Source organism: Lentzea sp. NPDC059081, from assembly GCF_042738015.1.
In the GTDB taxonomy this organism is placed as follows: domain Bacteria; phylum Actinomycetota; class Actinomycetes; order Mycobacteriales; family Pseudonocardiaceae; genus Lentzea.
In genome coordinates, this window is record NZ_JBHYGW010000032.1 from 37,765 (window position 1) to 59,651 (window position 21,887).

The 21,887-nt window shown below is 69.3% G+C and carries 21 protein-coding genes and 1 tRNA gene; 12 read left to right on the plus strand and 10 right to left on the minus strand.

Annotated elements, in window-relative coordinates; genetic code table 11:
• Positions 1-553 precede the first annotated feature (553 nt).
• Positions 554-1,816: a histidine kinase gene (locus ACFWV3_RS39500; RefSeq protein WP_382419056.1), complete on the minus strand. Its 1,263-nt coding sequence runs from the start codon at positions 1,814-1,816 to the stop codon at positions 554-556.
• Positions 1,817-1,926: 110 nt separating this feature from the next.
• Between ACFWV3_RS39500 and ACFWV3_RS39505 the strand changes: the two genes are divergently transcribed.
• From ACFWV3_RS39505 to ACFWV3_RS39515, 3 genes are read left to right on the plus strand one after another with little or no spacing between them, the layout of a single operon-like run.
• Complete coding sequence (locus tag ACFWV3_RS39505) at positions 1,927-2,634, plus strand: (Fe-S)-binding protein (RefSeq protein ID WP_382419100.1); 708 nt, start codon at positions 1,927-1,929, stop codon at positions 2,632-2,634.
• Positions 2,616-4,034 carry a LutB/LldF family L-lactate oxidation iron-sulfur protein gene (locus ACFWV3_RS39510; protein WP_382419057.1) on the plus strand — a complete coding sequence of 473 codons (1,419 nt, stop codon included), beginning with the start codon at positions 2,616-2,618 and terminating at the stop codon, positions 4,032-4,034. Before ACFWV3_RS39505 ends, ACFWV3_RS39510 begins: the two co-directional genes overlap by 19 nt.
• Positions 4,027-4,602 (plus strand): lactate utilization protein C, encoded by a 576-nt coding sequence (locus ACFWV3_RS39515; RefSeq protein ID WP_382419058.1) that lies wholly within the window; start codon positions 4,027-4,029, stop codon positions 4,600-4,602. The genes ACFWV3_RS39510 and ACFWV3_RS39515 overlap by 8 nt, the downstream gene beginning before the upstream one ends.
• Here ACFWV3_RS39515 and ACFWV3_RS39520 read toward each other — a convergent pair.
• The 4 genes from ACFWV3_RS39520 to ACFWV3_RS39535 form a co-directional block, all read right to left on the minus strand.
• Entirely contained in the window at positions 4,599-5,039 is a 441-nt protein-coding gene (locus ACFWV3_RS39520; RefSeq protein WP_382419059.1) for a hypothetical protein, read from the minus strand. The genes ACFWV3_RS39515 and ACFWV3_RS39520 overlap by 4 nt on opposite strands.
• 35 nt (positions 5,040-5,074) lie before the next feature.
• Positions 5,075-5,941: an Fpg/Nei family DNA glycosylase gene (locus ACFWV3_RS39525; protein WP_382419060.1), complete on the minus strand. Its 867-nt coding sequence runs from the start codon at positions 5,939-5,941 to the stop codon at positions 5,075-5,077.
• A 15-nt stretch (positions 5,942-5,956) separates the two neighbouring features.
• Positions 5,957-6,394: a DUF983 domain-containing protein gene (locus ACFWV3_RS39530; protein ID WP_382419061.1), complete on the minus strand. Its 438-nt coding sequence runs from the start codon at positions 6,392-6,394 to the stop codon at positions 5,957-5,959.
• 94 nt (positions 6,395-6,488) lie between these two features.
• Positions 6,489-7,817: a sigma-70 family RNA polymerase sigma factor gene (locus ACFWV3_RS39535; RefSeq protein WP_382419062.1), complete on the minus strand. Its 1,329-nt coding sequence runs from the start codon at positions 7,815-7,817 to the stop codon at positions 6,489-6,491.
• A 159-nt stretch (positions 7,818-7,976) separates the two neighbouring features.
• Here ACFWV3_RS39535 and ACFWV3_RS39540 point away from each other — a divergent pair, with 159 nt between their 5' ends.
• Both ACFWV3_RS39540 and ACFWV3_RS39545 read left to right on the plus strand, forming a co-directional pair.
• A complete protein-coding gene (locus tag ACFWV3_RS39540; protein ID WP_382419063.1) occupies positions 7,977-8,375 on the plus strand; it encodes a hypothetical protein in 399 nt (132 codons plus the stop codon).
• Between the two features lie 32 nt (positions 8,376-8,407).
• A tRNA-Gly gene (locus ACFWV3_RS39545) sits at positions 8,408-8,483 on the plus strand.
• Between the two features lie 114 nt (positions 8,484-8,597).
• On the opposite strand, the gene ACFWV3_RS39550 is transcribed toward ACFWV3_RS39545, so the two are convergent.
• The gene (locus ACFWV3_RS39550; protein WP_382419064.1) at positions 8,598-9,503 is read right to left on the minus strand and encodes an LD-carboxypeptidase; all 906 of its coding nucleotides are present in this window, start codon (positions 9,501-9,503) and stop codon (positions 8,598-8,600) included.
• A gap of 132 nt (positions 9,504-9,635) precedes the next feature.
• Between ACFWV3_RS39550 and ACFWV3_RS39555 the strand changes: the two genes are divergently transcribed.
• The 4 genes from ACFWV3_RS39555 (at position 9,636) to ACFWV3_RS39570 (ending at position 14,127) form a co-directional block, all read left to right on the plus strand.
• Positions 9,636-10,064, plus strand: a complete 429-nt coding sequence (locus ACFWV3_RS39555; protein WP_382419065.1) for an OsmC family peroxiredoxin — start codon at positions 9,636-9,638, stop codon at positions 10,062-10,064.
• A 182-nt stretch (positions 10,065-10,246) separates the two neighbouring features.
• Complete coding sequence (locus tag ACFWV3_RS39560) at positions 10,247-13,036, plus strand: BTAD domain-containing putative transcriptional regulator (protein WP_382419066.1); 2,790 nt, start codon at positions 10,247-10,249, stop codon at positions 13,034-13,036.
• Positions 13,037-13,076: 40 nt separating this feature from the next.
• Positions 13,077-13,706 carry a hypothetical protein gene (locus tag ACFWV3_RS39565; RefSeq protein WP_382419067.1) on the plus strand — a complete coding sequence of 210 codons (630 nt, stop codon included), beginning with the start codon at positions 13,077-13,079 and terminating at the stop codon, positions 13,704-13,706.
• Positions 13,707-13,728: 22 nt separating this feature from the next.
• Positions 13,729-14,127, plus strand: coding sequence for a contact-dependent growth inhibition system immunity protein (locus ACFWV3_RS39570; RefSeq protein WP_382419068.1), 399 nt, complete (start codon positions 13,729-13,731; stop codon positions 14,125-14,127).
• Positions 14,128-14,311: 184 nt separating this feature from the next.
• On the opposite strand, the gene ACFWV3_RS39575 is transcribed toward ACFWV3_RS39570, so the two are convergent.
• From ACFWV3_RS39575 to msrA, 3 genes are all read right to left on the minus strand, one after another.
• The gene (locus ACFWV3_RS39575; protein WP_382419069.1) at positions 14,312-14,545 is read right to left on the minus strand and encodes a hypothetical protein; all 234 of its coding nucleotides are present in this window, start codon (positions 14,543-14,545) and stop codon (positions 14,312-14,314) included.
• A gap of 86 nt (positions 14,546-14,631) precedes the next feature.
• The gene (locus ACFWV3_RS39580) at positions 14,632-15,558 is read right to left on the minus strand and encodes a hypothetical protein (RefSeq protein ID WP_382419070.1); all 927 of its coding nucleotides are present in this window, start codon (positions 15,556-15,558) and stop codon (positions 14,632-14,634) included.
• Positions 15,555-16,226, minus strand: coding sequence for a peptide-methionine (S)-S-oxide reductase MsrA (gene msrA, locus ACFWV3_RS39585; RefSeq protein ID WP_382419071.1), 672 nt, complete (start codon positions 16,224-16,226; stop codon positions 15,555-15,557). Before msrA ends, ACFWV3_RS39580 begins: the two co-directional genes overlap by 4 nt.
• Positions 16,227-16,349: 123 nt before the next feature.
• Here msrA and ACFWV3_RS39590 point away from each other — a divergent pair, with 123 nt between their 5' ends.
• A complete protein-coding gene (locus ACFWV3_RS39590) occupies positions 16,350-17,471 on the plus strand; it encodes a hypothetical protein (protein WP_382419072.1) in 1,122 nt (373 codons plus the stop codon).
• On the opposite strand, the gene galE is transcribed toward ACFWV3_RS39590, so the two are convergent.
• Entirely contained in the window at positions 17,456-18,439 is a 984-nt protein-coding gene (galE, locus tag ACFWV3_RS39595; protein WP_382419073.1) for a UDP-glucose 4-epimerase GalE, read from the minus strand. The two genes, ACFWV3_RS39590 and galE, sit on opposite strands and share 16 nt — an antisense overlap.
• 53 nt (positions 18,440-18,492) lie before the next feature.
• On the opposite strand from galE, the gene ACFWV3_RS39600 reads away from it, so the two are divergent.
• Both ACFWV3_RS39600 and ACFWV3_RS39605 read left to right on the plus strand, forming a co-directional pair.
• A complete protein-coding gene (locus ACFWV3_RS39600) occupies positions 18,493-19,908 on the plus strand; it encodes a glycosyltransferase (protein WP_382419074.1) in 1,416 nt (471 codons plus the stop codon).
• Positions 19,901-21,844, plus strand: a complete 1,944-nt coding sequence (locus ACFWV3_RS39605) for a glycosyltransferase (RefSeq protein WP_382419075.1) — start codon at positions 19,901-19,903, stop codon at positions 21,842-21,844. The genes ACFWV3_RS39600 and ACFWV3_RS39605 overlap by 8 nt, the downstream gene beginning before the upstream one ends.
• Positions 21,845-21,887 lie beyond the last annotated feature (43 nt).

The following is a 21,887-nucleotide window of genomic DNA, read 5'->3' on the forward strand; positions in this document are numbered from 1 at the left end:
CAGGGATGGGTGCACGGGCGCGCGTTAGCGGTTGGGGGTGGGGTGAAACCACACGTCCGGGGGTGCTTCTGGGGTCGGGTTGGAGGGCGTCCAAGGGTGGGTGGCCGGGGTCGGCGGCGTGTCCGGGCGGGTGGGGTGCTGTGCTTCCGGGCCGGGCCGCAGGTGCCGTGATCGGACCGCGCCGGCGCCAGGCCTGGGTCACCGCTGTCGGGTTGCCGTTACCGGGTTGCTGGGGCCGGGTTGCCGGGGCCGGGTTGCCGGGGCCGGGTGTGGGTCACCGTTGTTGAGTTGGCGCGGATCATCGGCTGACGGCGGGCGTGTTCAGCTCTCTCGCGGGCACACACGGCCGCGCCACCACCACTCAACCCGATAGCCCACCCAGACCGCACACATCCGGCGCTCTCTCGCGGCCGCTCACGGCAAACGGCACGCCGCCGCTCGCCGTCCGCGCTGCCTACCGTCCGCGCCGCGACCCACCAGCCACGCAACCCACCAGCCGCGCCCTGCCAGCCCGCGGCCTCCGCCAGCCAGCGTCCTCCGCCGGCCCGCAGCCTCAGGCGCGGATCGCCGGCTGCTCGTTCGTCATCGGCTCATCCGTCAGCTGCGTCCCGATGTTCAAGTTCGGCAGCACGTTCCGCGCGAACTTCGGCACGTTCAGGATCACCTTGGTCCCCGCGTTCGGCGCCGTCTCCACCACCAGCGCGTACTCCGCGCCGAACACCGTGCGCATGCGGTCGTTGATGTTGCCGATGCCGACGTGCGCGCCGGTCTGGTGGGCGTCCTTGATGTCGTCGAGCCGTTCGGGGTCCATGCCGACGCCGTCGTCCTCGACGCTGATCAGCGCCTCGTTGCCGTTGTCCTCGGCGGTGATGGTGAGCATGCCGCCGCCGGGTTTCTTGGCCAGGCCGTGGCGGACGGCGTTCTCGACGAGCGGCTGCAGGACCAGGAACGGGAGCACGACCTGCAGCACCTCGGGGGCGATGCGCAGGCGGACGTTCAGGCGGGAGCCGTAGCGGGCCTGTTCGATCGTGAGGTATCGGTGGATGTTCGTGAGCTCGTCGGCCAGGGTCGTGAAGAGGCCGTCGGTGCGGAACGAGTAGCGCGTGAACTCCGCGAACTCCTGCAGCAGCTCGCGGGCGTGCGCGGGGTCGGTGCGGATCAGCGACGAGATGGTGTTCAGGGCGTTGTAGACGAAGTGCGGCGAGATCTGGGCCCGCAGGGCCTTCACCTCGGCTTGGGCGAGCTGTTGCCGCTGCTTCTGGACGACCTCCAGCTCCAGCTGGGTCGAGACGAAGCGGGCCGTCTCCTCGGCCATGCGGATCTGGCGCTTCGAGGCGACGCCGGACACGACGATCAACGTGCCGGCCACGTCGCCCTCGACAACCAGGGGCACGACCACGACGCTGTGCAGGGAGCACGGGCCCTGGAGCTCGCAGCCGAGCTTGCGGTGGTCGACGTGTTCCTTGTGGCAGTTGTTGATGGCTCGGGCCACCGTGTCGCGGAGGTACTCGTAGTGGTCGTTGGCGCCGCCGTCCCACGAGAGGACGGTGCCCTCCTCGTCGGTGATGGCGACCGCGACGCACCGCAGCATCTCGCGCAGGTGGGGTGTCGCCTTGTCGGCGGCCTCCTGGGTCAGGCCCGCGCGGAGGTCGCTCGACGCCTTGGACATGCGGTCGAGCATGTCCATCACAGCATCCTCCACGGAGGTGCTGACTCGTCGAGCGCGGCACAGCATCACGAAGAGGCCCAGAACGGCCAGGGTCGCGATGACACCGAGCACGGCGCGCTCGGTCAACAGGTCGCCCACAGCGCACATGCTCTGCTGACCGGACCTGCTTGGCAAGGGGGGCGCCGCGTGTACCCCCGGACGGTCCACTGCCACAGGTAGACATCCGATGATTTTGGGGAGAGGGTGTGCTGGTGAAAGTGGCTCTGTTCGCGACCTGCCTGACCGACACGTTCTTCCCGTCGACGGCTCGTGCGGTGGTGCGTCTGCTGGAGAGGCTCGGCTGTGAGGTCGACTTCCCGCTCGACCAGACCTGTTGCGGGCAGATGCACTTCAACACCGGCTACCGCGACCACGCGAAGCCTCTCGCGCGCAAGTACACCGACGTCTTCCAGAGCTACGACTACGTGGTTGCGCCATCCGGGTCATGTGCGGGCATGGTCAGGGAGATCCATCCCACGCTCGGTGAGTCCCCGCCGCGCACGTTCGAGCTGGCGGAATTCCTCGTGGACGTGCTCGGTGTGATGGACGTCGGCGCGTGGTTCCCCCACCGGGTCACCTATCACCCCACGTGTCACTCGTTGCGCATGCTGGGCGTCGGCGACAAGCCGTTGGCGCTGCTCAGGGCCGTCAAGGCACTCGATCTGGTGGAACTGCCGGACTCGACGCACTGCTGCGGCTTCGGCGGCACGTTCGCGGTGAAGAACGCCGAGACGTCCACGGCGATGCTCGCGGACAAGATGACGTGCGTGCTCTCCACCGGCGCCGAGGTCCTCAGCGCAGGCGACAACTCCTGCCTCATGCACATCGGCGGCGGCCTCTCGCGGCTGCGCGCGGGCGTGCAGCCGGTGCACCTGGCCGAGATCCTGGCTTCGACGGAGGAGGACCCGTGGCGCGCAACCCCGTGACGTGGCTGGGCAGCCCGACGTTCCCCAAGGCGGCCCACAAGGCGTTGGCCGACACGCAACTGCGTCAGAACCTGCGCAAGGCAACCGGCACGATCCGCGGTCGGCGGGCCGCCGCCGTCGCCGAGATGACCGACTGGGAACAGCTGCGGGTCGCCGGCGAGCAGATCAAGAACGACGTCCTGTCCCGCCTCGACACCCTTCTCCTGCAACTGGAGGAGTCGGTCACGGCGCGGGGCGGCGTCGTCCACTGGGCACGCGACGCCGAAGAGGCGAACCGGATCGTGCTCGAACTCTGCAAAGCCGAAAACGCGTCCGAAGTCGTCAAGGTCAAGTCCATGGCCACGGCCGAGATCGGGCTCAACGAAGCCCTCGAAGCCGGTGGCGTGCAGGCGATCGAGACCGACCTCGCCGAGCTGATCGTGCAGCTCGGCGACGACCGGCCGTCGCACATCCTCGTGCCCGCGATCCACCGCAACCGCTCGGAGATCCGCGAGATCTTCCAGCGCCGCATGGGCGTCGAGGTCAGCGACGAACCAGCCGACCTCGCCGAGGCCGCGCGGGTCCACCTGCGGCAGAAGTTCCTCACCACCAAGGTCGCGATCTCCGGTGCGAACTTCGCCGTCGCCGACACCGGCTCGATCGTCGTGCTGGAGTCCGAGGGCAACGGCCGCATGTGCCTCACGCTGCCGGACACCCTGATCACCGTGATGGGCATCGAGAAGCTCGTGCCGACGTGGCAGGACCTCGAAGTCTTCCTGCAACTGCTGCCCCGCTCGTCCACCGCGGAGCGCATGAACCCGTACACGAGCGTCTGGACGGGCGTGACACCCGGCGACGGCCCGCAGAAGTTCCACCTCGTGCTGATCGACAACGGCCGCACGGCGACGCTCCAAGACTCCGTCGGGCGCCAGGCATTGCGATGCATCCGGTGCAGTGCGTGCCTCAACGTTTGCCCGGTCTACGAACGCACCGGCGGCCAGTCGTACGGCTCGGTCTACCCCGGCCCGATCGGCGCGATCCTCACGCCGCAGCTGGTCGGCGACATGCACGACCCGCAGGCGGCCTCACTTCCTTACGCCTCATCGCTGTGCGGCGCGTGCTTCGAGGTCTGCCCGGTTCGGATCGACATCCCGTCCGTGCTCACACACTTGCGCGCCGAAGCAGTGGAAGCCAAGGGGCGCACCGCGGAGTCGATCGCGATGGCGGCCGCGGCGTGGATGTTCAAGGACGCCTCCCGCTACGAGAAGGCGCAGAAAGCCGGTTCCCTGGCCCGTTTCCTCGCGCGGGACGGCCGCATCTCGTCGTTGCCTTGGCCGGGCTCCAAGTGGACGTCGTCCCGCGACGTACCCGCGCCGCCGGCCGAGTCGTTCCGCACGTGGTGGAGGAAGAACCATGGCTAGCGCGAAGGACGAGATCCTCGCCCGCATCCGGAACGCACGCGTGCCCGCCGCCGCTCCGGTCGTCCGCGGCTACCACCGCGAGGGGTCGGGCGACGTCGAGCTGTTCGCCGAGCGGGTCGCCGACTACCGCGCGATCGTTCACATCGTCACGAACGTGCCCGCAGCGTTGGAACGCCTCCAAGGCAAGCGGATCGTGGTGCCCCGAGATGTTCCGGCCGAGTGGCTCGTCGACGGCGTCACGTGGCTGCACGACCCGCTCACGATCGACGAGCTCGACCAGGCGGACGGCGTGCTGACCGGCTGCGCGGTGGCGATCGCGGACACCGGCACGATCGTCCTCGACGGCGGTGTGGCGCAGGGCCGGCGCGCGCTCACCCTGCTCCCCGACTACCACCTGTGCGTGGTGCGCGCGGACCAGATCGCCGCGTCGGTGCCGGAAGCGTTGCAGCGCCTGGAACCGACGCGGCCGCTGACGTTCATCAGCGGCCCGTCGGCGACCAGCGACATCGAGCTCAACCGGGTGGAGGGCGTGCACGGCCCGCGCACCCTGGAGGTGCTGGTCGTCTAACCGCAGTGGCCGCTGCCGCTGCCGAAGCCGACCTCGTCGTAGTACCAGGTGTGGGCGGTCACGTACATGCACTTGCCCTTGCCGTAGACCTTCACAGGACCGGCGTAGTACTGGAACTTCCCGCTGTCCTCGTCGATGTTGTAGCCGGGGCGGTGGTTGTCCTCGGCCCAGTCCGAGTTCATCAGCGTGATCGACGCATCGTGCTTGAACTGCGAGTAGTAGGCCGTCTTCACGTTGGCGGCGCAGTTGTAGCCGGTGCTGGAGTTGTAGTAGAGCCGGATGGTGCTCAGGTGGTTGCCCACGTTCGACTTCACCTTGTAGGTGTCGATCAGCGAACCCGTGCAGCCGTACTCCGCGGCGTTCGCGTTCATCGGCGTGAGCACCGAGGCAGCGGCGGCGACGGACAGGACGGCGAGGGCCTTCCCCAGACGTGTCATGCGTCCGAGGCTCGGCGAGGCCGGTTAAGCGGCGGTTATTTGAGCAGCCGTGACAACCGGCGGTCGGCCAGCGGCTTGCCCCCGGTCTGGCACGTCGGGCAGTACTGGAACGCCTTGTCCGCGAACGACACCTCACGAACCGTGTCGCCGCACACGGGACACGGCAGCCCCGTGCGCGCGTGCACCCGCAGGCCCGACCGCTTCTCGCCCTTCAGACGAGCCGCGTCCTGCCCCACGGACCGTGCGACCGCGTCCGTCAGCGTGGTGAGCATGGCCTCGTGCAACCGGTCGAGCTGCTCCTCGTCGAGCTTGCCCGCCGTCGCGTAGGGCGAGAGCCGGGCCATGTGCATGATCTCGTCGGAGTAGGCGTTGCCGATGCCCGCGATCAGGCTCTGGTCCGTGAGCGACGTCTTGAGCCGCTCGGTCCGCTTGGCGAACAGGTCCTCGAGCTGCGTGCGGGTGATCCCCAACGCGTCGGGGCCCAGCCGGGCGATGCTCGCGATGGTCTTCGGGTCGCGGACGATCCACGCCGCGAGCCCCTTCTTCGTGCCGGCCTCGGTCAGGTCGAAGCCGGGCCCCTGACCGGGCGGACCCAGGTGCACGCGCAACGCCAGCGGGCCGCGGCCCTGCTTGGGCGGCGGCGCGGACATGGTGTCGGCCCAGCGCAGCCAACCGGCGCGGGCGAGGTGGACGACCAGGTGCAGGCCGTCGGCGACCTCCAGGTCGAGGTGTTTGCCGTGCCGGTGCGCGGCCACGACCTCCTGGCCGTGCAGCGCGGTCCACGGCGGGTCGAACGTCTTGAGCACCTGCAGCGAGGCGACGTCGACGCGGTGCACAACACGGCCCACCGCGTTCTCACGCAGGTGGTGGACCAGTGCTTCTACCTCGGGTAGCTCGGGCACCGGTCCAGTGTCGCATCAGTCGACGGGTTGCAACGGACCTTCGACGTCCGGCAGCGAGTGCATCTCGATCGTCCTGGCGACCCGCGACGCCTCCTGGCGCACCGCGAGGGGCCCGCGGACCTGCCCGATCCACCGCTCGGGCGGCAGCTCGTCGGCCGTGGCCTTGCTCTCCGCGACCAGCGTGTGCGGGCGGCGCAGCGCCCAGCGGACCGGGAAGAACAGGAGGAGGAAGATCAGCGCGAGGATCAGCCACGCGGGGATCACGACCTGGGCCGGCGTCCAGGCGATCAGCACGACCACCATGACGACCAACATGCCCGCCATCATGATTCCTGGCAGCGCACCACCGCTGACGTCGTGCTCGAAGTCGTCGGAAATCACCGGGTTGCGCCACTCGACCCGGCTGTGGACCGTCCACATCCGCCCGTCCGCACCGCGCACCAGCCGCGTCATCTGCCCGTCTCCCACGCTCGGTCGGTCTTGGACAAACCGTACCTGGCGAGGGCCGAGCCTTGTGGGTGAACTCGCCCGACCTCGATCGTCACCGTCAGTTCTGGACGGGCTCCGTCGGGTAGAGCGTGGCCGTGGTCTCGGTGGTCCGCGCCGTGGAGCACGGCTTGGACGACGGCGGTGCCGACCCGGACGTGCTGGACTGCGTGTTCAGCGAGTTGATGTCCCGCGAGGTGGTGACGACCGTCGGGTATCCCGTGGGCGAAGAGGACGTCTCCACGACCGTCTCGGACCGTTCGACCGGCGGGTCCTCGTGCTGGGCGGAGGTCGGCGGCGTGGTCGACGACTCGGTCCGCTGCACGGCGCCCTGCTGCGGCTGCCCCGCCGGGTGCGCGACCCGTCCCTGCTGCTGTTGCTCCTGCCGCCGGCCCTGGGGCGGCGGCGCGACCACGACCTCCTGGCTGTGGCCGGAGCTGGACGTGCCCGACGACGTGTTCAGCGCGATCACCGCGGGCTTCTGGTCCGGCTCCAGCACCGCGGTCCCCGGTCCACCGGTGAACACGGCGGCCATCGTCCCGACCAGCCCGACCGTCGCGACGCTCGCCGCCGCCAAGGCCATCTTCGCCTTGGTGAAGAACACCTTCCCGGCGAACGCGAGCCCGAGCCCCGTCGGCACGATCAGGAACGCCGCGTTGGACCGCAGGGTCGCGCAGACCTCGTTCAGCTCGGCGTGCAGCTGCGAGCAGGACGGACAGGTGTCGAGGTGGGCGCCGATCCGCCGTTCCTCGACGCCCTGCACCCCACCGGCCGTGTAGGTGCCGAGCTTCGCGCGGATCGTCGCGCACGACGAACGCCCGTCGTCGGCAGCGAGGTGCGCCTGCAGGTACGCCGCACGCAGTCCCTCGCGCGCACGGCGGGCCAACGCCGACATGGCGTTCGGCGACAGTCCGAAGTGCGGTGCCACGGAGGCGGGGCGCTCGCCCTCCACCTCGACGCGCCACAGCACGACCCGCCACCGTTCGGGCAGGCTGGAGAAGGCGCGGGTGATCAGGTTGTGCTCGACCCGGCGGTTGGCGTTGTCGCTCACCGGTTCGACGCGCCGGCCCAGCTCCTCGTCCTCGACGGGAACGTCCCGGCGCCGCCCGCTCCACTCCCACGCGACCCGGCGGGAGACGGTCAGCAGGTAGGTGCGCACGTGGTCGGTCGGACCGCTGCCGCGGCGGATCGCCTGCAGCATGCGGAAGAACGCCTCCGCGGTGAGGTCGTCCGCCTCGGCGGCCTCCCGCACGTGCCTGAGTGAGAAACGGCGAACAGCGTCCGCATGCCGGGAGAACAGTTCGCCGTAGGCCGAGTCATCTCCCTCGCGCACTCTGGCGAGCAGGTCCCGGTCGACCTCGTTCTCGTCGACCATCACGCGCTTCAACATGCCACAAGGGGCCAGACCTGCCCCGGGATGAGAACAGGTCGATATACAAGACCATCCGTTAGTAGTGGGCTGTTCAGCGCAACGCATCCGGTGACGAAGCGGTCACAGGTGGGCGTCGGACGGTCGGCCGAAGAAGATCCAGCGACTATCGTCACGGGCGTGGTGGACTGGCGAGAACGCGCCTCGGCTCTCGTGCCGGAACTTCGTGCTGTCGCCGAGACCGAGGAGTGGTCCTGCCACGTCTTCTTCTCCGAGCTGTCGCAGCTGGCCCAGGAAGCGCACCGCGAGCAGGACGACGACGTGCTGCGCCGCGCGTACGGCTTCGCGCACTGGTGCTTCCACCAGCCGGAGCAGTTCCTGGAGAACGCGGCGCTCGTGAGCTTCTACGAGCACGTGTTCGACGACTGGGACCTCCGCGAGGAGGTGGCGGCGTGGCTTCCGGTCGACGTGCTGGCGAAGGTGCGGGCGCTGTGGGAGTGGCGGTGGCCGAAGGAGCAGTTGTCCGAGGTAGATCAACTGCTGGCGGGCTTACAGCCCCCCGGTCGGGACGCCGTTTAGAGCTGCTGTATAGTTTTCTCCCGTAAGGCAGTGCGGATGTAGCGCAGTTGGTAGCGCATCACCTTGCCAAGGTGAGGGTCGCGAGTTCGAGTCTCGTCATCCGCTCCACTCGGGGTGGCCCATGCTCATGTAGAGCATGGGCCATTCTCGTTTCGCCATGATTCTGGGGGGACGACCCCCCAAACCCCCCGCGGTCACCGGACTGGTGACCCCACGTCGAGGTCACCGGACTGGTGGTCCGACGGTGAGGGTGCCGGCGTCGGCGTCCAGGTCGGCGATCGGACCCAGCGGGATGGACACCGGGTCGTCGCCGTGGCCTGCGTCGATGCCGCCGATCACCGGTACGCCCAGCGGTTCCAGCCGGTCGCGCAGCACGTCGAGCACGGTCCAGTCGCGGTCGGTGTAGTCCTCGAACCCCGGGAACCGGCCCAGCGCGACACCGCGGAGTCCCCGCAGCGAGCCGGATCGCGCCAGCTGCGTGAGCTGCCGGTCGACGTGGCCCAGCCCGACCGCGCGAGGTGCCTCCAGGAACAGGATCGCGCCGGCCAAGCTCGGCAGTCCGGCGCCGACGCTCCAGGCGAGCGTGCCGAGGTGACCGCCGACGAGGTTGCCCCTCGCGACACCGGAGACCTGCACAGAAGCCGTCAGCGCATCGGGATCCCGGTGCAGGACCACGGGTTCGCCTTCTATCAACAACGACCGCGTCGCCGCTGCCGAGCGGGCACCGACCAGGAACCCGTGGATCCCCGCGATCCGGCAGTGCCGCCACAGCGCCAGGTGCAGGTTGGTGATGTCGCTGAACCCGACCAACGGCTTGGGGTCGGCGCGCACGGCGGCGAAGTCGAGGTCGTCGGCGATGCGGTACGCGCCGGCACCGCCGCGGGTGGCGATGACCGCCCGCACTCCGGGATCCCGATAGGCGTCGTCGAGGTCCGCCAGCCTGTCCGCGTCACGGCCCGCCATGTAGCCGTGGCGGTCCATCGCGTGCTTGCCGACCTCGACGACGAGTCCCCAGCTCTCCAGCACCCGCACGGCGTCGGCCAGCTCGTCCTCGCCGGGGTAGCTGGCGGGCGACACGAGACGCACCCGGTCACCGGCACGGACACGGGGAGGCAGCACGACGTCCACGCCCCGACTCTTCCAGTTCCCGCCCAGTGATTCTCAGGCTCTTCGAGGTGATCTCCGCGCCCACCCGTGAAAGGGTGGTCCCAGCCGCTCGCATCAACCTGATCGAGCTCGTTCGACAAGGACCTGGAGATCATGGCCATCACTCAGACGGCAAACGCGCACTGGGAAGGTTCCCTCGTCGAGGGCAAGGGCAACGTCGCCCTCTCCACCTCCAACAGCGGCAGCTTCGACATCGACTGGAAGGCGCGCGCCGAGGAGGCGGGCGGCAAGACCAGCCCCGAGGAGCTCATCGCCGCCGCGCACTCGGCCTGCTACTCGATGGCGCTCTCGCACGGCCTCACCGGTGCGGGCACGCCGCCCACCTCGATCGACACCAAGGCCGAGGTGCAGTTCCAGGCCGGCAAGGGCATCCTCGGGATCCACCTCACCGTGCGCGCCAACGTGCCGGGCCTGTCCCAGGAGGACTTCGTCGCGGCCGCCGAGGGCGCCAAGGCGAACTGCCCCGTGTCCAAGGCGCTCGCGGCCGTCGAGAACATCACGCTGGACGCCGCTCTCGTCTGAGAACCGCGCTGCCGGCGGGCTGCTCAGCGGAGCGGCCCGCCGCCGTGCGGCCGCGGCCGGTCAGCCATTGGGCGCACGGCCGTTGGGGTGACGTCGTCGCGTACCGGTCCTCAGACCGGACGCGACTGGTATCTCTTGTCGCGGTTCCAGCCTTTGTCGGGGGCTGACGACAGGACGAAAACGTGATCATCCGGCTGCTCGGACCGCTCGAACTCACCGGTCCGAACGGAGCGGTGCAGCTCAGCAGCGCGGGACAGCGGACCCTCGTGGCCCGCCTCGCCGTCAACCCCGGGGAGACGGTGCCGAGGAGCGCGCTCGTCGACGCGCTGTGGTCGGACGAGGTGCCCGCCACCGCCACGAAGACCCTGCACAGCCTCCTCGCGCGGTTGCGCGGCCAGATTCGCGACGCCGGGCTGGGCGAGCTGATCACGACTCGTGAGCCTGGTTACGTGTTCAACGCACCGGCAGAGCACGTGGACGTCGCACGGTTCGAAGCGCTTGTCGCAGCAGCACGCACGAGCGACGAACCGATGGAGTCCGCACGGATGCTGCGCGAGGCTCTCGCGTTGTGGACGGGCGATCCGCTCGTGGACTGCCGGCCCGGCGAGTGGGCGCGCAACGAGTCCGCGCGGCTCACCGAGCTGCGGCTGGGGGCGACCGAGGACCTGATGGACGCCTCGCTGGCGCTCGGGGAGCACGCCGCCGTCGCGCCGCTGGTCAGCTCGCTGGTCGAGCAGCACCCGTTCCGCGAACGGCTGTGGGAGCAGCTGATGATCGCGCTCTACCGGTGTGGGAGGCAGGCCGAGGCGTTGGCCGCGTTCCACCGTGCGCGGAGCGTCCTGGTCGACGAGCTGGGCATCGAGCCCGGCACCCGGCTGCGCGACCTCGAACAGGCGGTCCTGACCGCCGATCCCCGTCTCGACCTGGTCGAACGCCCGCCCGCGCCGGTGCGCGGCAACCTGCCGGCCGACCGGTCCAGCTTCGTCGACCGACCCGAGGCCGCGCAGCTCGCGGACCTGGTCGGACAGCACCGGCTGGTCACGCTGATCGGCGTCGGCGGGGTCGGCAAGACGCGGCTCGCGGTGCACGTGGCACGCCGCGAGCAGCCACCGGACGGCGTGTGGCTGGTGGAGCTGGCGGCGTTGCGCGACCGGGCGCTGGTCCCCCACACCGTGGCCGAGGCGCTGGGCGTGGTCGACCAGACCGGACGCGGGCTGCTGACCGTGCTCACGGAGTTCCTCGCCGACCGCGACGCGTTGCTGGTCCTGGACAACTGCGAGCACGTCGTCGACCACTGCGCCGTTCTCGTCGACACGCTGCTGCGTGTCGCACCACGGCTACGGGTGATCGCCACGTCGAGGCGCGCGCTGCGGGTCTATGGCGAGCAAGTGCTGTCCGTTGCGCCGTTGTCCGTGCCATATCCGGCGGCGACGTTGTTCGCCCAACGTGCCGACGCCGCGATTCCCGGCTCGTTCGTCATCACGCAGGCGAACGAGCAGTCGGTCGCCGACCTGTGCCGCCGGTTGGACGGCATTCCGCTGGCGATCGAGATGGCGGCGCTGCGGGTGCGCGCCCTCAGCCCTGCCCAGCTGCTCGAACGGCTCGACGACCGGTTCAAGGTGCTCACCGACGGCGGGCGGAACGCGTTGCCGCAGCACCAGACCCTGATCGCGACCATGGACTGGAGCTTCGACCTCTGCTCACCGCGCGAGCAGCTGCTGTGGGCGCGCGCGTCGGTGTTCGCCGGCAGTTTCGACCTCACCGCCGCCGAGGCCGTGTGTTCCGATGACGCCCTGACCGCGGACTTCATGTTCGACGCGGTCGACGGCCTGGTCGACAAGTCCGTGCTGCAACGCGAGGAACACGCTGGCGTGGCGCGCTATCGGTTGCTGGAGACCATGCGTCAGTACGGGCAGACGCGGTTGCGTGCGAGCGATGAAGAACCACGGCTGCGGATGCGACATCGCGACTACTACGCAGGTGTTGCCGAACAAGGCGAACGCGCCTGGTTCACCCCACGGCAGGCCGCGACCGTCGACGCGATGACCGCCGAACGCGGCAACCTGCGGGCAGCGCTGGAGTACTCGCTGACGACTCCCGGCGAGGCCGACGCGGGACTGCTGCTGGCGGGAACGTTGTGGTTCCAGTGGGTCGGCTGCGGGCGGCTGGCCGAGGGCCGGCACTGGCTGACCTGGGCTTTGTCGCTGGAGACCGAGCCGTCACGGGCGCGCTGCAAGGCGTTGTGGGTCGCGGGGTACGTGGCGACGTTGCAGGGCAACCGCGCCGCGGTGCCGGAGTTGCTGCAAACGTGCCGGGCCGAGGCGTTGTTGTTGGACGACGAGGACGCCGACGTCTACGCGACGTACGTGCAGGGCGCAGCGGCGGTGTTCGGCGACGACCTGCCGTTGGGCGCGTCACTGCTGGCGGAGGCTGATCGGCGCCACACGGCGTTGGGACACATGGACAGCAACGTGATCATGGCGCGCGTCGCGTTGGCGATCACCGTGGCGTTCAGCGGCGACTATGACCATGCGGCGGCTATCTGTGCCGAGGCACGGGCCGTGTGTGAGGAGAACGGCGAGCTGTGGGCACGCGCGTACGCGTTGTACGTGCTGGCGTTCGTGGAGATGGGACGCGGTGACGTCGCCGAAGCCCGTGAGCTGGCCACTTCTTCGTTGCGCATCAAGGAGAGCTTCGACGACCTGCTGGGCATCGCGGTGTCGGTCGAGCTGCTGGCGGCGATCGCGGTGGTCACGGGGTCCGCGTCGCACGCCGCGCTGCTGCTGGGCGGAGCCGAGCGGGTGTGGCGGTCCGTCGGGCTGCCGCTGTTCGGCTCGGCGAACTTCGCGGCGTCGCACGACCAGTGCGTCGCGTTGTGCCGGCAGGCCCTGGGCGACGAGACCTACGACGAGCACTACGCACGCGGTGCGGCGATGACCGTGGCGGCGGTGGTCGCGGCCGCGCAGTCGTGACGCAGCCTCTGTGCAGCCGTTCGGGTGCAACGTGGTCTGAATGAGCACCAGCGTGCGCACGCCAGACGCGGGAACCGTCGAAGAGGTGCTGAAACTCGCCGCGCGAGCGCCGTCGTTCGGCATCGTGCCACCGTGGCGATGGCGTAGCGGCGATGAGTGCATGGAGCTGCTGACAACGCGCACGGACCAGACGGCGCTGCTCGCGTGTGGAGCCGTCCTTCACCACGTGCGCGTCGCACTGTCGGCCATGGGCTGGGACTGCCACGTGCTGCGGGCGAACTCGGCCGACGGTCAGATCGCCTCGGTGCACCCGCGCTGGGAGCTGGACCCGTTCTCGTGCGAGGTCGCGCCCGCGGCGGCGATCTCGTTGCGCAGGGCCGATCCCCGGCCGTACCTGGCCGACGAGGTGCCGGACTCGGCGCTGACGTGGCTGCTGCACGCGGCCCGCGCCGAGCTGTGCGACCTGGAGCTCGTGGCGCGGCGCAACGGCGTGCTGCTGCGGCTGGTCGGCGAGGACCGGCTGCGGCTGGGCGAGGCGGTGAGCGCCGTGCTGCTGGCGTCGACCGTGTGGGGTCTGGCCTCGGAGCCGCTGCTGCACGAGGGCGAGGTGCTCGTCCGGACCGGCTGGCAGTCGCCCAATGCCGAACCGTTGCCTCAGTCGGCTCGTTAGGCGGCCCGGTTACCGGGACTATGTGCGTGTGGACCGGGACCGCACGCTCGCGCACCTGAGCGACGACGACTGGCGCAGGCCCGACTCGTCGTCCACCCAGCTGTACCGCGACCTGTGCGCGCTGCGGGACCTCCCGGTGGGGCAGCTGACACCGACGTCGCTGCACCTGCTGGTGACGCACCAGGTCGGCCTCGACGTGACCGCGCTGCTGGCGCTCGAACACGTCGAATGCGACCCCCTGCGATCGGTCGCCCTCTACCCCGGCGACCTGCTCGCAGCTCTACTGAGAGTAGATCACTCCTTCTGGTCCGATCACCCGCAGTTACTGGCGAGAATGTCCGCCCTGCTGGACCGCTTGAGGACCCTTCCCGAGGGAGATTGGCGGCTGCTCGTATCAGCGGCCGAACAGTTCCCGGGCTGAGCACGTTCTCGGTGGTCACAGCGCGTATTCTCCGCGCGGTCCATCACTACGTGATTGAGTAGAAAACGCTCGTATTGCTTGACCCAATCGAGTGAACGAGATAGGCAAGCCGAGTGTTGGCGGCGATGAGTGGGCCCGGTCGGCTCGCAACGGGGGCCCTCCTGGGTGCCACCGTAGCCGCGTTTTACGTGCTAGCACCACTCGTCGGATCGCTCGCGTCGAGCGACCAGCCGGCGCCGGAAGGGGACAACAGAGCGCGCGTCTCGCTCATCAACACACCTTCGTTGCTCCCAACGCCAACTGAGACTCCGTCACTGACCGTGTCGTCTTCCTCGTCGTCGTCCGCGCCGTCTTCTTCTTCCAAGACAACGACTACGACCACCACCAAGACGACAACTGTCGTGACGACAACGACCACTCCGCCGCCGGCACCTACTACTACGACGACCACTCGTCAGCGGCCGCCCACCACGACGACGACCACGACCACACGGCCGTGCGGCATCATCTTCTGCTGATGCGCCTCTGGTAGGCCTCGTCGAGCCGGGCCGTGTCGGTCAGGTTGTGCCGCAACAGGTTCGCTGCGTCGATGAGGTTTTTATCGGCCCGTGTCAGGTCTTCGGTGACGTGGTCAAGACACGCGTCCACCAGCTCGTCGGAACCGGGAAGCACCAGCTCCGGATACAACTCATCAAGCCGTGCAACGAACTCAGCCCGCAGGAGCGCGACTTCCGCTGGCGAGTACACGCCTTGAGCGACGCCGTGGTCCCACATCCAGAACGCCAGCTCCACGAACGTTTCCCGGTTGCTCATCGCGTCGTGCGAAGCCGTGCGCCCAGCGGTAAGCCTTGCGCAGTAACGCCACCAGGACCGAAAGTTCTCCTGCCTTCCAGCCCAACGGACGCGTTCGTCCTCGGACATCACGGCAAGCGCTTTCACCTGCTGCCACACGGCCCGATAGTCGCCGTCGAACGCGATGGTGAAGTCCTGTCCGAACGCCGTGAAGACCTTCTGCACACTGCCGTCCTCACCGACGTGCACGGTGACCTGGGCGTCCGGCTGCCAATACTGCCCGGGCTCGACCTCGACCAGCTCGACCCGCCGCCGCACGAGCTCGGCCTGGAGCTCCTCGAACATCAGCAACCCGCCGAACCGCCCGTACCGCGCGGCCACGGCGTCGTCCAGGAACTCCTCGCCGTACTTCAGCCGATGCGCCTGAACTGCCAGGTGCACGCCCTTCCACCCGAGACCGCGCTCCCGCTCGTACCAGCTGATCTCGACCAGCCCGTGGGACTGCGTGTACGAACGACCGAAGCGGTTCTCGCCACCCTTGCCACCCATGACCTGGGCCGCGAGCTCCGGACCCAGGTTGGCGTCGAGACCGAGGACGGTCCCGGTCTGCACGACGTCGGCGACGAACTCGGCCTTCACCGCTGCTCGGTGACCTTCAACCCCGCCGGGCACGACACCCCCGTCCCGCCCAGACCGCAGTACCCGTACGGGAACTTGGCGTCCGACAGGTACTGCTGGTGGTAGTCCTCCGCGTAGTAGAACTCCCCCAGCGCGGCCACCTCGGTCGTGATCCGCCTCTTCCCGGCCGCGCTCAACGCCTGCTGGTACACCTCCAGCGAGGCGGCGGCGGTGATCCGCTGGCCCTCGTCGCCGACCAGCACGAGCGACCGGTACTGCGACCCGATGTCCGCGCCCTGCCGCATGCCCTGCGTCGGGTCGTGGCCCTCCCAGAACACCCGCAGCAGCGACGCGAACGGCAGCACGGCCGGGTCGAACACGACCAGGACCACCTCGGCGTGCCCGGTCCGTCCCGAGCACACCTCCTCGTAGGTCGGGTTGGGCGTGAAGCCTCCCGCGTAGCCGACGGCGGTGGTCCACACGCCAGGAACGGACCAGAAAAGGCGCTCCGCTCCCCAGAAGCAGCCCATGCCGAGGACAGCGGTCCGATGACCGGACGGGAAGGGTGGCTGGAGCGGCCGGTCGGGGAACACCATGTGCGACGGCGACACCCAGATCTGCTCAGAACGGCCGGGCAGTGCCTCGGAAACGTCCACGACCTGCGGTTTCTTCGAGGAGAACCACGCCATGCGGCCAATATATCGGTGCGAAGCACCACAACCAGGTCACGACTTGAGAGGCCAGCACGAAGGGATTATCGGGCACGGGCACAATGTCCGAGTCTCATGTTCGCGCGGAAGGGGGTGCCAGGGGTGACCTGGCAAGACGAGCTGCAGAAGCTCGACAACGAACTCGCCTCTGGTCGGATCTCGGCTGACGACTACCGACGCCGCCGGGACGAGGTCCTCTCCGGGTCGGCCGGCGGTGGGCCCGCCCAGAATCCTCAGAGCGGGCCTTTTGCCCCGCCGTTCAAGTGGGAGGCGCAGCCGCCCAACGCGGCGCAACCGCCCAACACCTCGGACCGCACTCAGGTCGTGAACGTCCAGGGCCAGCCGCCTCAGCAGCAGCAGAACCCGAACCCCGACGCCACGCAGGTGGTGCCCGGGAGCCCGCGCGGTGGTGGCGGCGACGCGGACCGCACGCAGTTCGTGACGCCCGTCCAGCCGCAGGGCGGGTGGGGTCAGCCCCAGCAGCAACAGCAGTCGGCGCCGCCGCCCTGGCTCGGCGGTGACTTCGACCAGATCAACCAGCCGCCCAGCTGGAGCCACGGCCCCGAGGTCTTCGACGAGTCCGGTGGCGGCGGGGGCAAGGGCAAGATCTTCGCGATCATCGGCGTCGTGCTGGTGCTCGCGCTGATCGGTGGCGGCATCTGGTGGTTCACGGCCGGCAGCAAGTCCAACACCACGACCACGGCCACCAGCACCACGACGACCCCGCCCACCACGTCGTCGAGCGCCGGCCCGAAGCTGCCGCTCAACGGTCTGTCGGGCAAGGTCGACGCCGCCAACACCGGTCCGGTGACCGTGGAGAAGGCGGCCAAGGAGAAGTCGCAGTTCAGCCCGGACGAGGCGGCGCTGCTGACCACGTGCGGCGCCGACGACGGCATGTCGCAGGTGCTCTTCGCGGACGACTGGTTCACCCAGGTCCACATCTTCGCCTGCACGGACGGTGCGGCGGCCAAGACCGCGGCCGACGCTCTCTCCGAGCTGCAGAAGGGCTACGGCTTCACGGCCTCCACCGGCCCGAAGCAGCTGCCGTCGATGGTGTCGGAGAAGGCGACGGACGTGCCGGACGCGCCGTTCGACTCGCGCATCTTCTACGTCTCGGACAAGTCCGTCGTCCGGGTCGAGGTCCGCGGCAAGACGAAGGCCGCCATGGACGGAGGCGCCGACAAGGTCGTCGCCGCGATCCAGAAGAACTACCCGTCCAAGTGAGAGGTGCCGGCGTGCCACCGCCACGCGGTGGCGAGGATCTCGGTCAGTCCGAGCCTGGCACGCCAGCCCAGCACGTCGAAGGCACGGGCCGGATCCGCCCACACCACGGGCGGGTCCCCCGGCCTCCGGTCGCCGAAGGTCACCGGCAACGGCCTGCCCGCGACCTGCTCCAGCCCCTTCACGACCTGCAGCACCGAGTACCCGGTGCCGGTCCCCAGGTTCAGCGCCGCCGAAGAGCCGCCCGCCCGCAGATGCCCCAACGCGAGGACGTGCGCCTCGGCCAGGTCCACCACGTGCGTGTAGTCCCGCACCGCAGTGCCGTCCTCGGTCGGGTAGTCACTGCCGAACAACGTCACCGGTGGACGCGCTCCCAGAGCGGCCTTCGCCAGCAGTGGCACCAGGTTGTGCGTCGGGCCCCAGTCCTCGCCGATGCTGCCGTCGAGCGCCGCTCCGGCCGCGTTGAAGTACCGCAACGACATCCAGCGCAGCCCGTGCGCGTTCCCGTACGCCTCGATCATCCGCTCGCCCACGAGCTTGCTGTGGCCGTACGGGCTGATGGGCTGCAACGGGCTGTCCTCGGTGATGGGCAACGTCTCCACGGCGCCGTAGACCGAACAGGACGACGAGAACACCAAGTCGCGAACACCCGTGGACACCAAGGCGTTCAACACGGACAGCGTGCCCGTCGCGTTGTTGTGGAAGTAGAGGCCGGGGTCCTTCATGGACTCACCGGGGTTCTTCAAGCCCGCCAGGTGGATGCAGGCCGTCACACCGTGCTCCCGAATGACCTGTTCGAGCTTCGCGGTGTCGGTGACGTCGATAGTGTGTACGGGGGTGCTGGACGGCACGGCGTCGGGCGAGCCCGTGCGCATGTTGTCCACCACGACGACATCACGCCCGGCTTCCGCCAGGGCGTGCACGACGTGCGAGCCGACGTAGCCCGCACCGCCGGTAACCAGGATCGTCACCGCTTGTCCTCCGTTCGACGGCGACAGGCTATGCCAGACCCACGAGGGGATTGATGTCGACCATGACTCGCCAGGTCGTGTACGTAGTCCCGGACGTCACCGAGCCGTCGGGTGGCGTGCGCGCGATGTACCGGCACGCGGAGCTCGCCGAGTGCACCGGCTTCGACGCCAAGGTGTGGCACCTCGCCGAGGGTTTCCAGGCCGGCTGGTTCTCCTCGTCCGCCCCGGTGATCACCGGTGAGACCTGCGAGCTCGGCCCTGACGACGTGCTGGTCGTGCCGGAGGTCATGGTGCTCGACGGGTTCGACCCGGCCCCCGGTGTGCGCAAGGTCGTCTTCAACCAGAACCACTACTACACCTACGACAACTTCAGCGGCCCCGACTACCCGGCGTGGAAGCCCGTGCCGCAGGTGTGGGGCGGCTCGACGAAGAGCGTCGAGGTGCTGACGGCATTGCACCCCAAGTTCAAGGTGCACCTGGTGCCGTACGTGATCGACACGGCGCTGTACCGCTTCGAGGAGGAGCGCAAGCGCAAGATCGTGCTGCTCCCCCGCAAGCGCCCGCGCGAGGCGGCCGTGCTGAGCGCGCTCTTCAAGAACGACAAGCGTTTCGCGGACGTCGAGGTCGTGTCGCTGGACGACGTGAGCGAGCAGAAGGTCGCCGACGAGCTGGCGGACGCGTCGGTGTTCATCGCGCTGGGCCGCGACGAGGGCTTCGGCCTGCCCGTCGCGGAAGCGCTTTCCGCCGGCTGCGTCGTGATCGGCTACCCGGCCGGCGGCGGCGCCGAGCTGTTCGAGGCTCCCGGCACCCACGCGGTCGAGGACGCCGACGTGCTCACGATCGTCGAGAAGGCCGCCGCCGTCTTCGCGCAGGAGCCGTCCGTCGAGGAACGCCGCACCTACCGCGAGTGGGTCGAGAAGCACTACTCCGAGGACTCGCTGGTCGCGCACCTGCAGTCCGCCATCACGGCCGCCACGAAGACCAGGGCGAAGGGCGGCACCGCACGCCACCCGCTCAGCCAGGTCGTCACCAAGGCCGACCCGGCGGAGGACCAGCTGGAGCGCAGCCTCAAGTTCGCCGACGAGCAGAAGGCCGCCCGCGAGCGCGCCGAGTCCGTCGCGACCGGGCTCGAGGAGGCACTGGGCAAGGCGATGGCCGAGCTCGAGGAGTCCCGCCGGCGCGAGTACGTGGTGGCGCAGGAGCTGCACGACCTCAAGAACGAGTACACCGAGCTGGCCAAGGCCGCCGAACGCCTCACCGCGCTCGACGAGGCCACGACGCTGCTCGCCGAGTACGCGCGGGACAACGACCGCCTCAACCGCAGGCTGGACGAGGAGATCCGCGAGCACCTGCACTGGCGCACGACGCTGCAGGACAAGATCGCCGACCTGGAGCGCTCGACGTCGTGGCGCGTCACGGCCCCGCTGCGCAAGGCGTCCGGCGCGCTCAAGGGCGGCAAGAATGCCTGACCTGCGCCTGCGCGTCGTCCAGTCGCGGTTCCAGAACGCGTTCTTCCACGAGCTGGCCGAGGCGATCGTCGACGAGGCCACGCGTCTCGGCGTGACGGCCGACGTCGTCACGTCCGTCGTGGACACCGAACCGGACGACGTCTTCGTCCTGCTGCCGACGCACGAGTACGCGGTGCTGGAGGGCGGCCAGTTCCTCGAGGACCCGCGCCTCGCCCAGCGCTGCATCGGCATCACCGCCGAGCAGCCGTCGTCGTCGCACTTCGACACGAACGTCTACTACGGACACAAGCTCGGCGCCGTCTTCGACTTCAGCACGTTGTCGGTGAAGCGCTACCAGGCCAGGGGCATCGCCGCGGAGCACCTGCAGTTCGGCTGGACGCCCAGCTGGGACAGGTTCGACGCGAACGCCGACTCCCACGAGCTCGACGTGCTGTTCCTGGGCGCCGCGACGCCTCGCCGTGAGCACGCTCTCTCGAAGATCGGCCGGCAGCTGTGGTCGCGCCGCAGCCGCCTGATCCTCTCGGACAACGCGGCCCCGAACACCGGCGACCACGCCGCGTTCGTCACCGGCGACCGCAAGCGAGAGCTGTTGGCGGGCACCAAGGTCCTCGTCAACATCCACCAGTCCGACGAGCCGTACTTCGAGTGGCTGCGCGCCGCCGAGGCCGCGCACTGCGGTGCGGTGATGCTGTCCGAGACGTCGCTGCACACCAAGCCGTTCCAGCACGACGAGCACCTCGTGTTCTCGGCGCTGTCCACGATGCCGCACGCGCTGGCCGCGTTGCTGGAGGACCCGGACAGGCTGAACACGTTGCGCCGCAACGCCTACGCGCTGATCAAGGAGAACCCGTTCTCCGCAGGCGTCGAGAAGCTCGTGTCGGTGGCGCAGGACCTCCGCAAGACCCACGAGGGCCACCGGCTGAAGCTCGGCCCCAGCCGCACGCAGCCGTTCCGGCAGAAGATCACGCCGTCGTGGGAGCGCGAGCCCGAGAGCATCGACGCGGTGCGCCAGGCGATCCGCGAGATCCGCCTCGACATCATCGACCTGCGCCGCCGGGTCTCGACCGACCCGACGATCGACCCGACGCCGGTGATCGACCACCGCACCCCCGCGTGGGACCGCCGCACGCCGCGCGTCTCGGTGATCATGGCGCTGTACAACCACGAGCCGTACGTCGTGGAGGCGCTGGAGTCGGCCGCGTCCGGCACGTACGGCGACCTGGAGATCATCGTCGTCGACGACTGCTCCAACGACGGTTCGAACGAGACCGTGCGCCGGTGGATGGACCGCAGCCCGCACATCCCGATGACGCTGGTCCGCCACCCCGTGAACCGCGGTCTGCCGCGCTCGCGCAACGAGGCGTTCAAGCACGCCCGCGGTGAGCTCGTGTTCGTGCTCGACTCGGACAACGCGATCGTGCCGACCGGGTTGGAACGCCTGGTCGACGCCATCGACGCGGACCCCGAGGCGTCGTTCGCGTACGGCGTGCTGCAGCGCTTCGACTCCACCGGCCCGGTCGGGCTGATGGGCGTGTGGCCGTGGGAACCGTGGCGGCTGCGCTACGGCAACTACATCGACGCCATGGCGTTGATCAAGGCCACCGCGCTGAAGAAGCTCGAGGGCTACACGCTCGACCGCCGCCTGCACGGGTGGGAGGACTACGAGCTCTGGTGTCGGGTGGCCGAGAGCGGTGGACACGCGGCGCACGTGCAGACGGTCGTCGGCCGCTACCGGCAGTCGGCGACCTCGATGCTCAGCCTCACCAACATCTCCCAGGACGCGGGCTTCGACGCGGTTCGGGAGAGCTGCCCGCGCCTCATGTCGGGCGCGCTCGAACTGCAGGTCGACGTCCTCGGTGATTGGCTGTCGAGCATCCGCAGCGAACGCGAGGCGCGTGACGTGTGGCTCAGCAACTGGGAGGCACAAAACGCCTAGGCATTGACGTTCCGTAGCCTAGGTTTCACTCGAACGTGTCGCT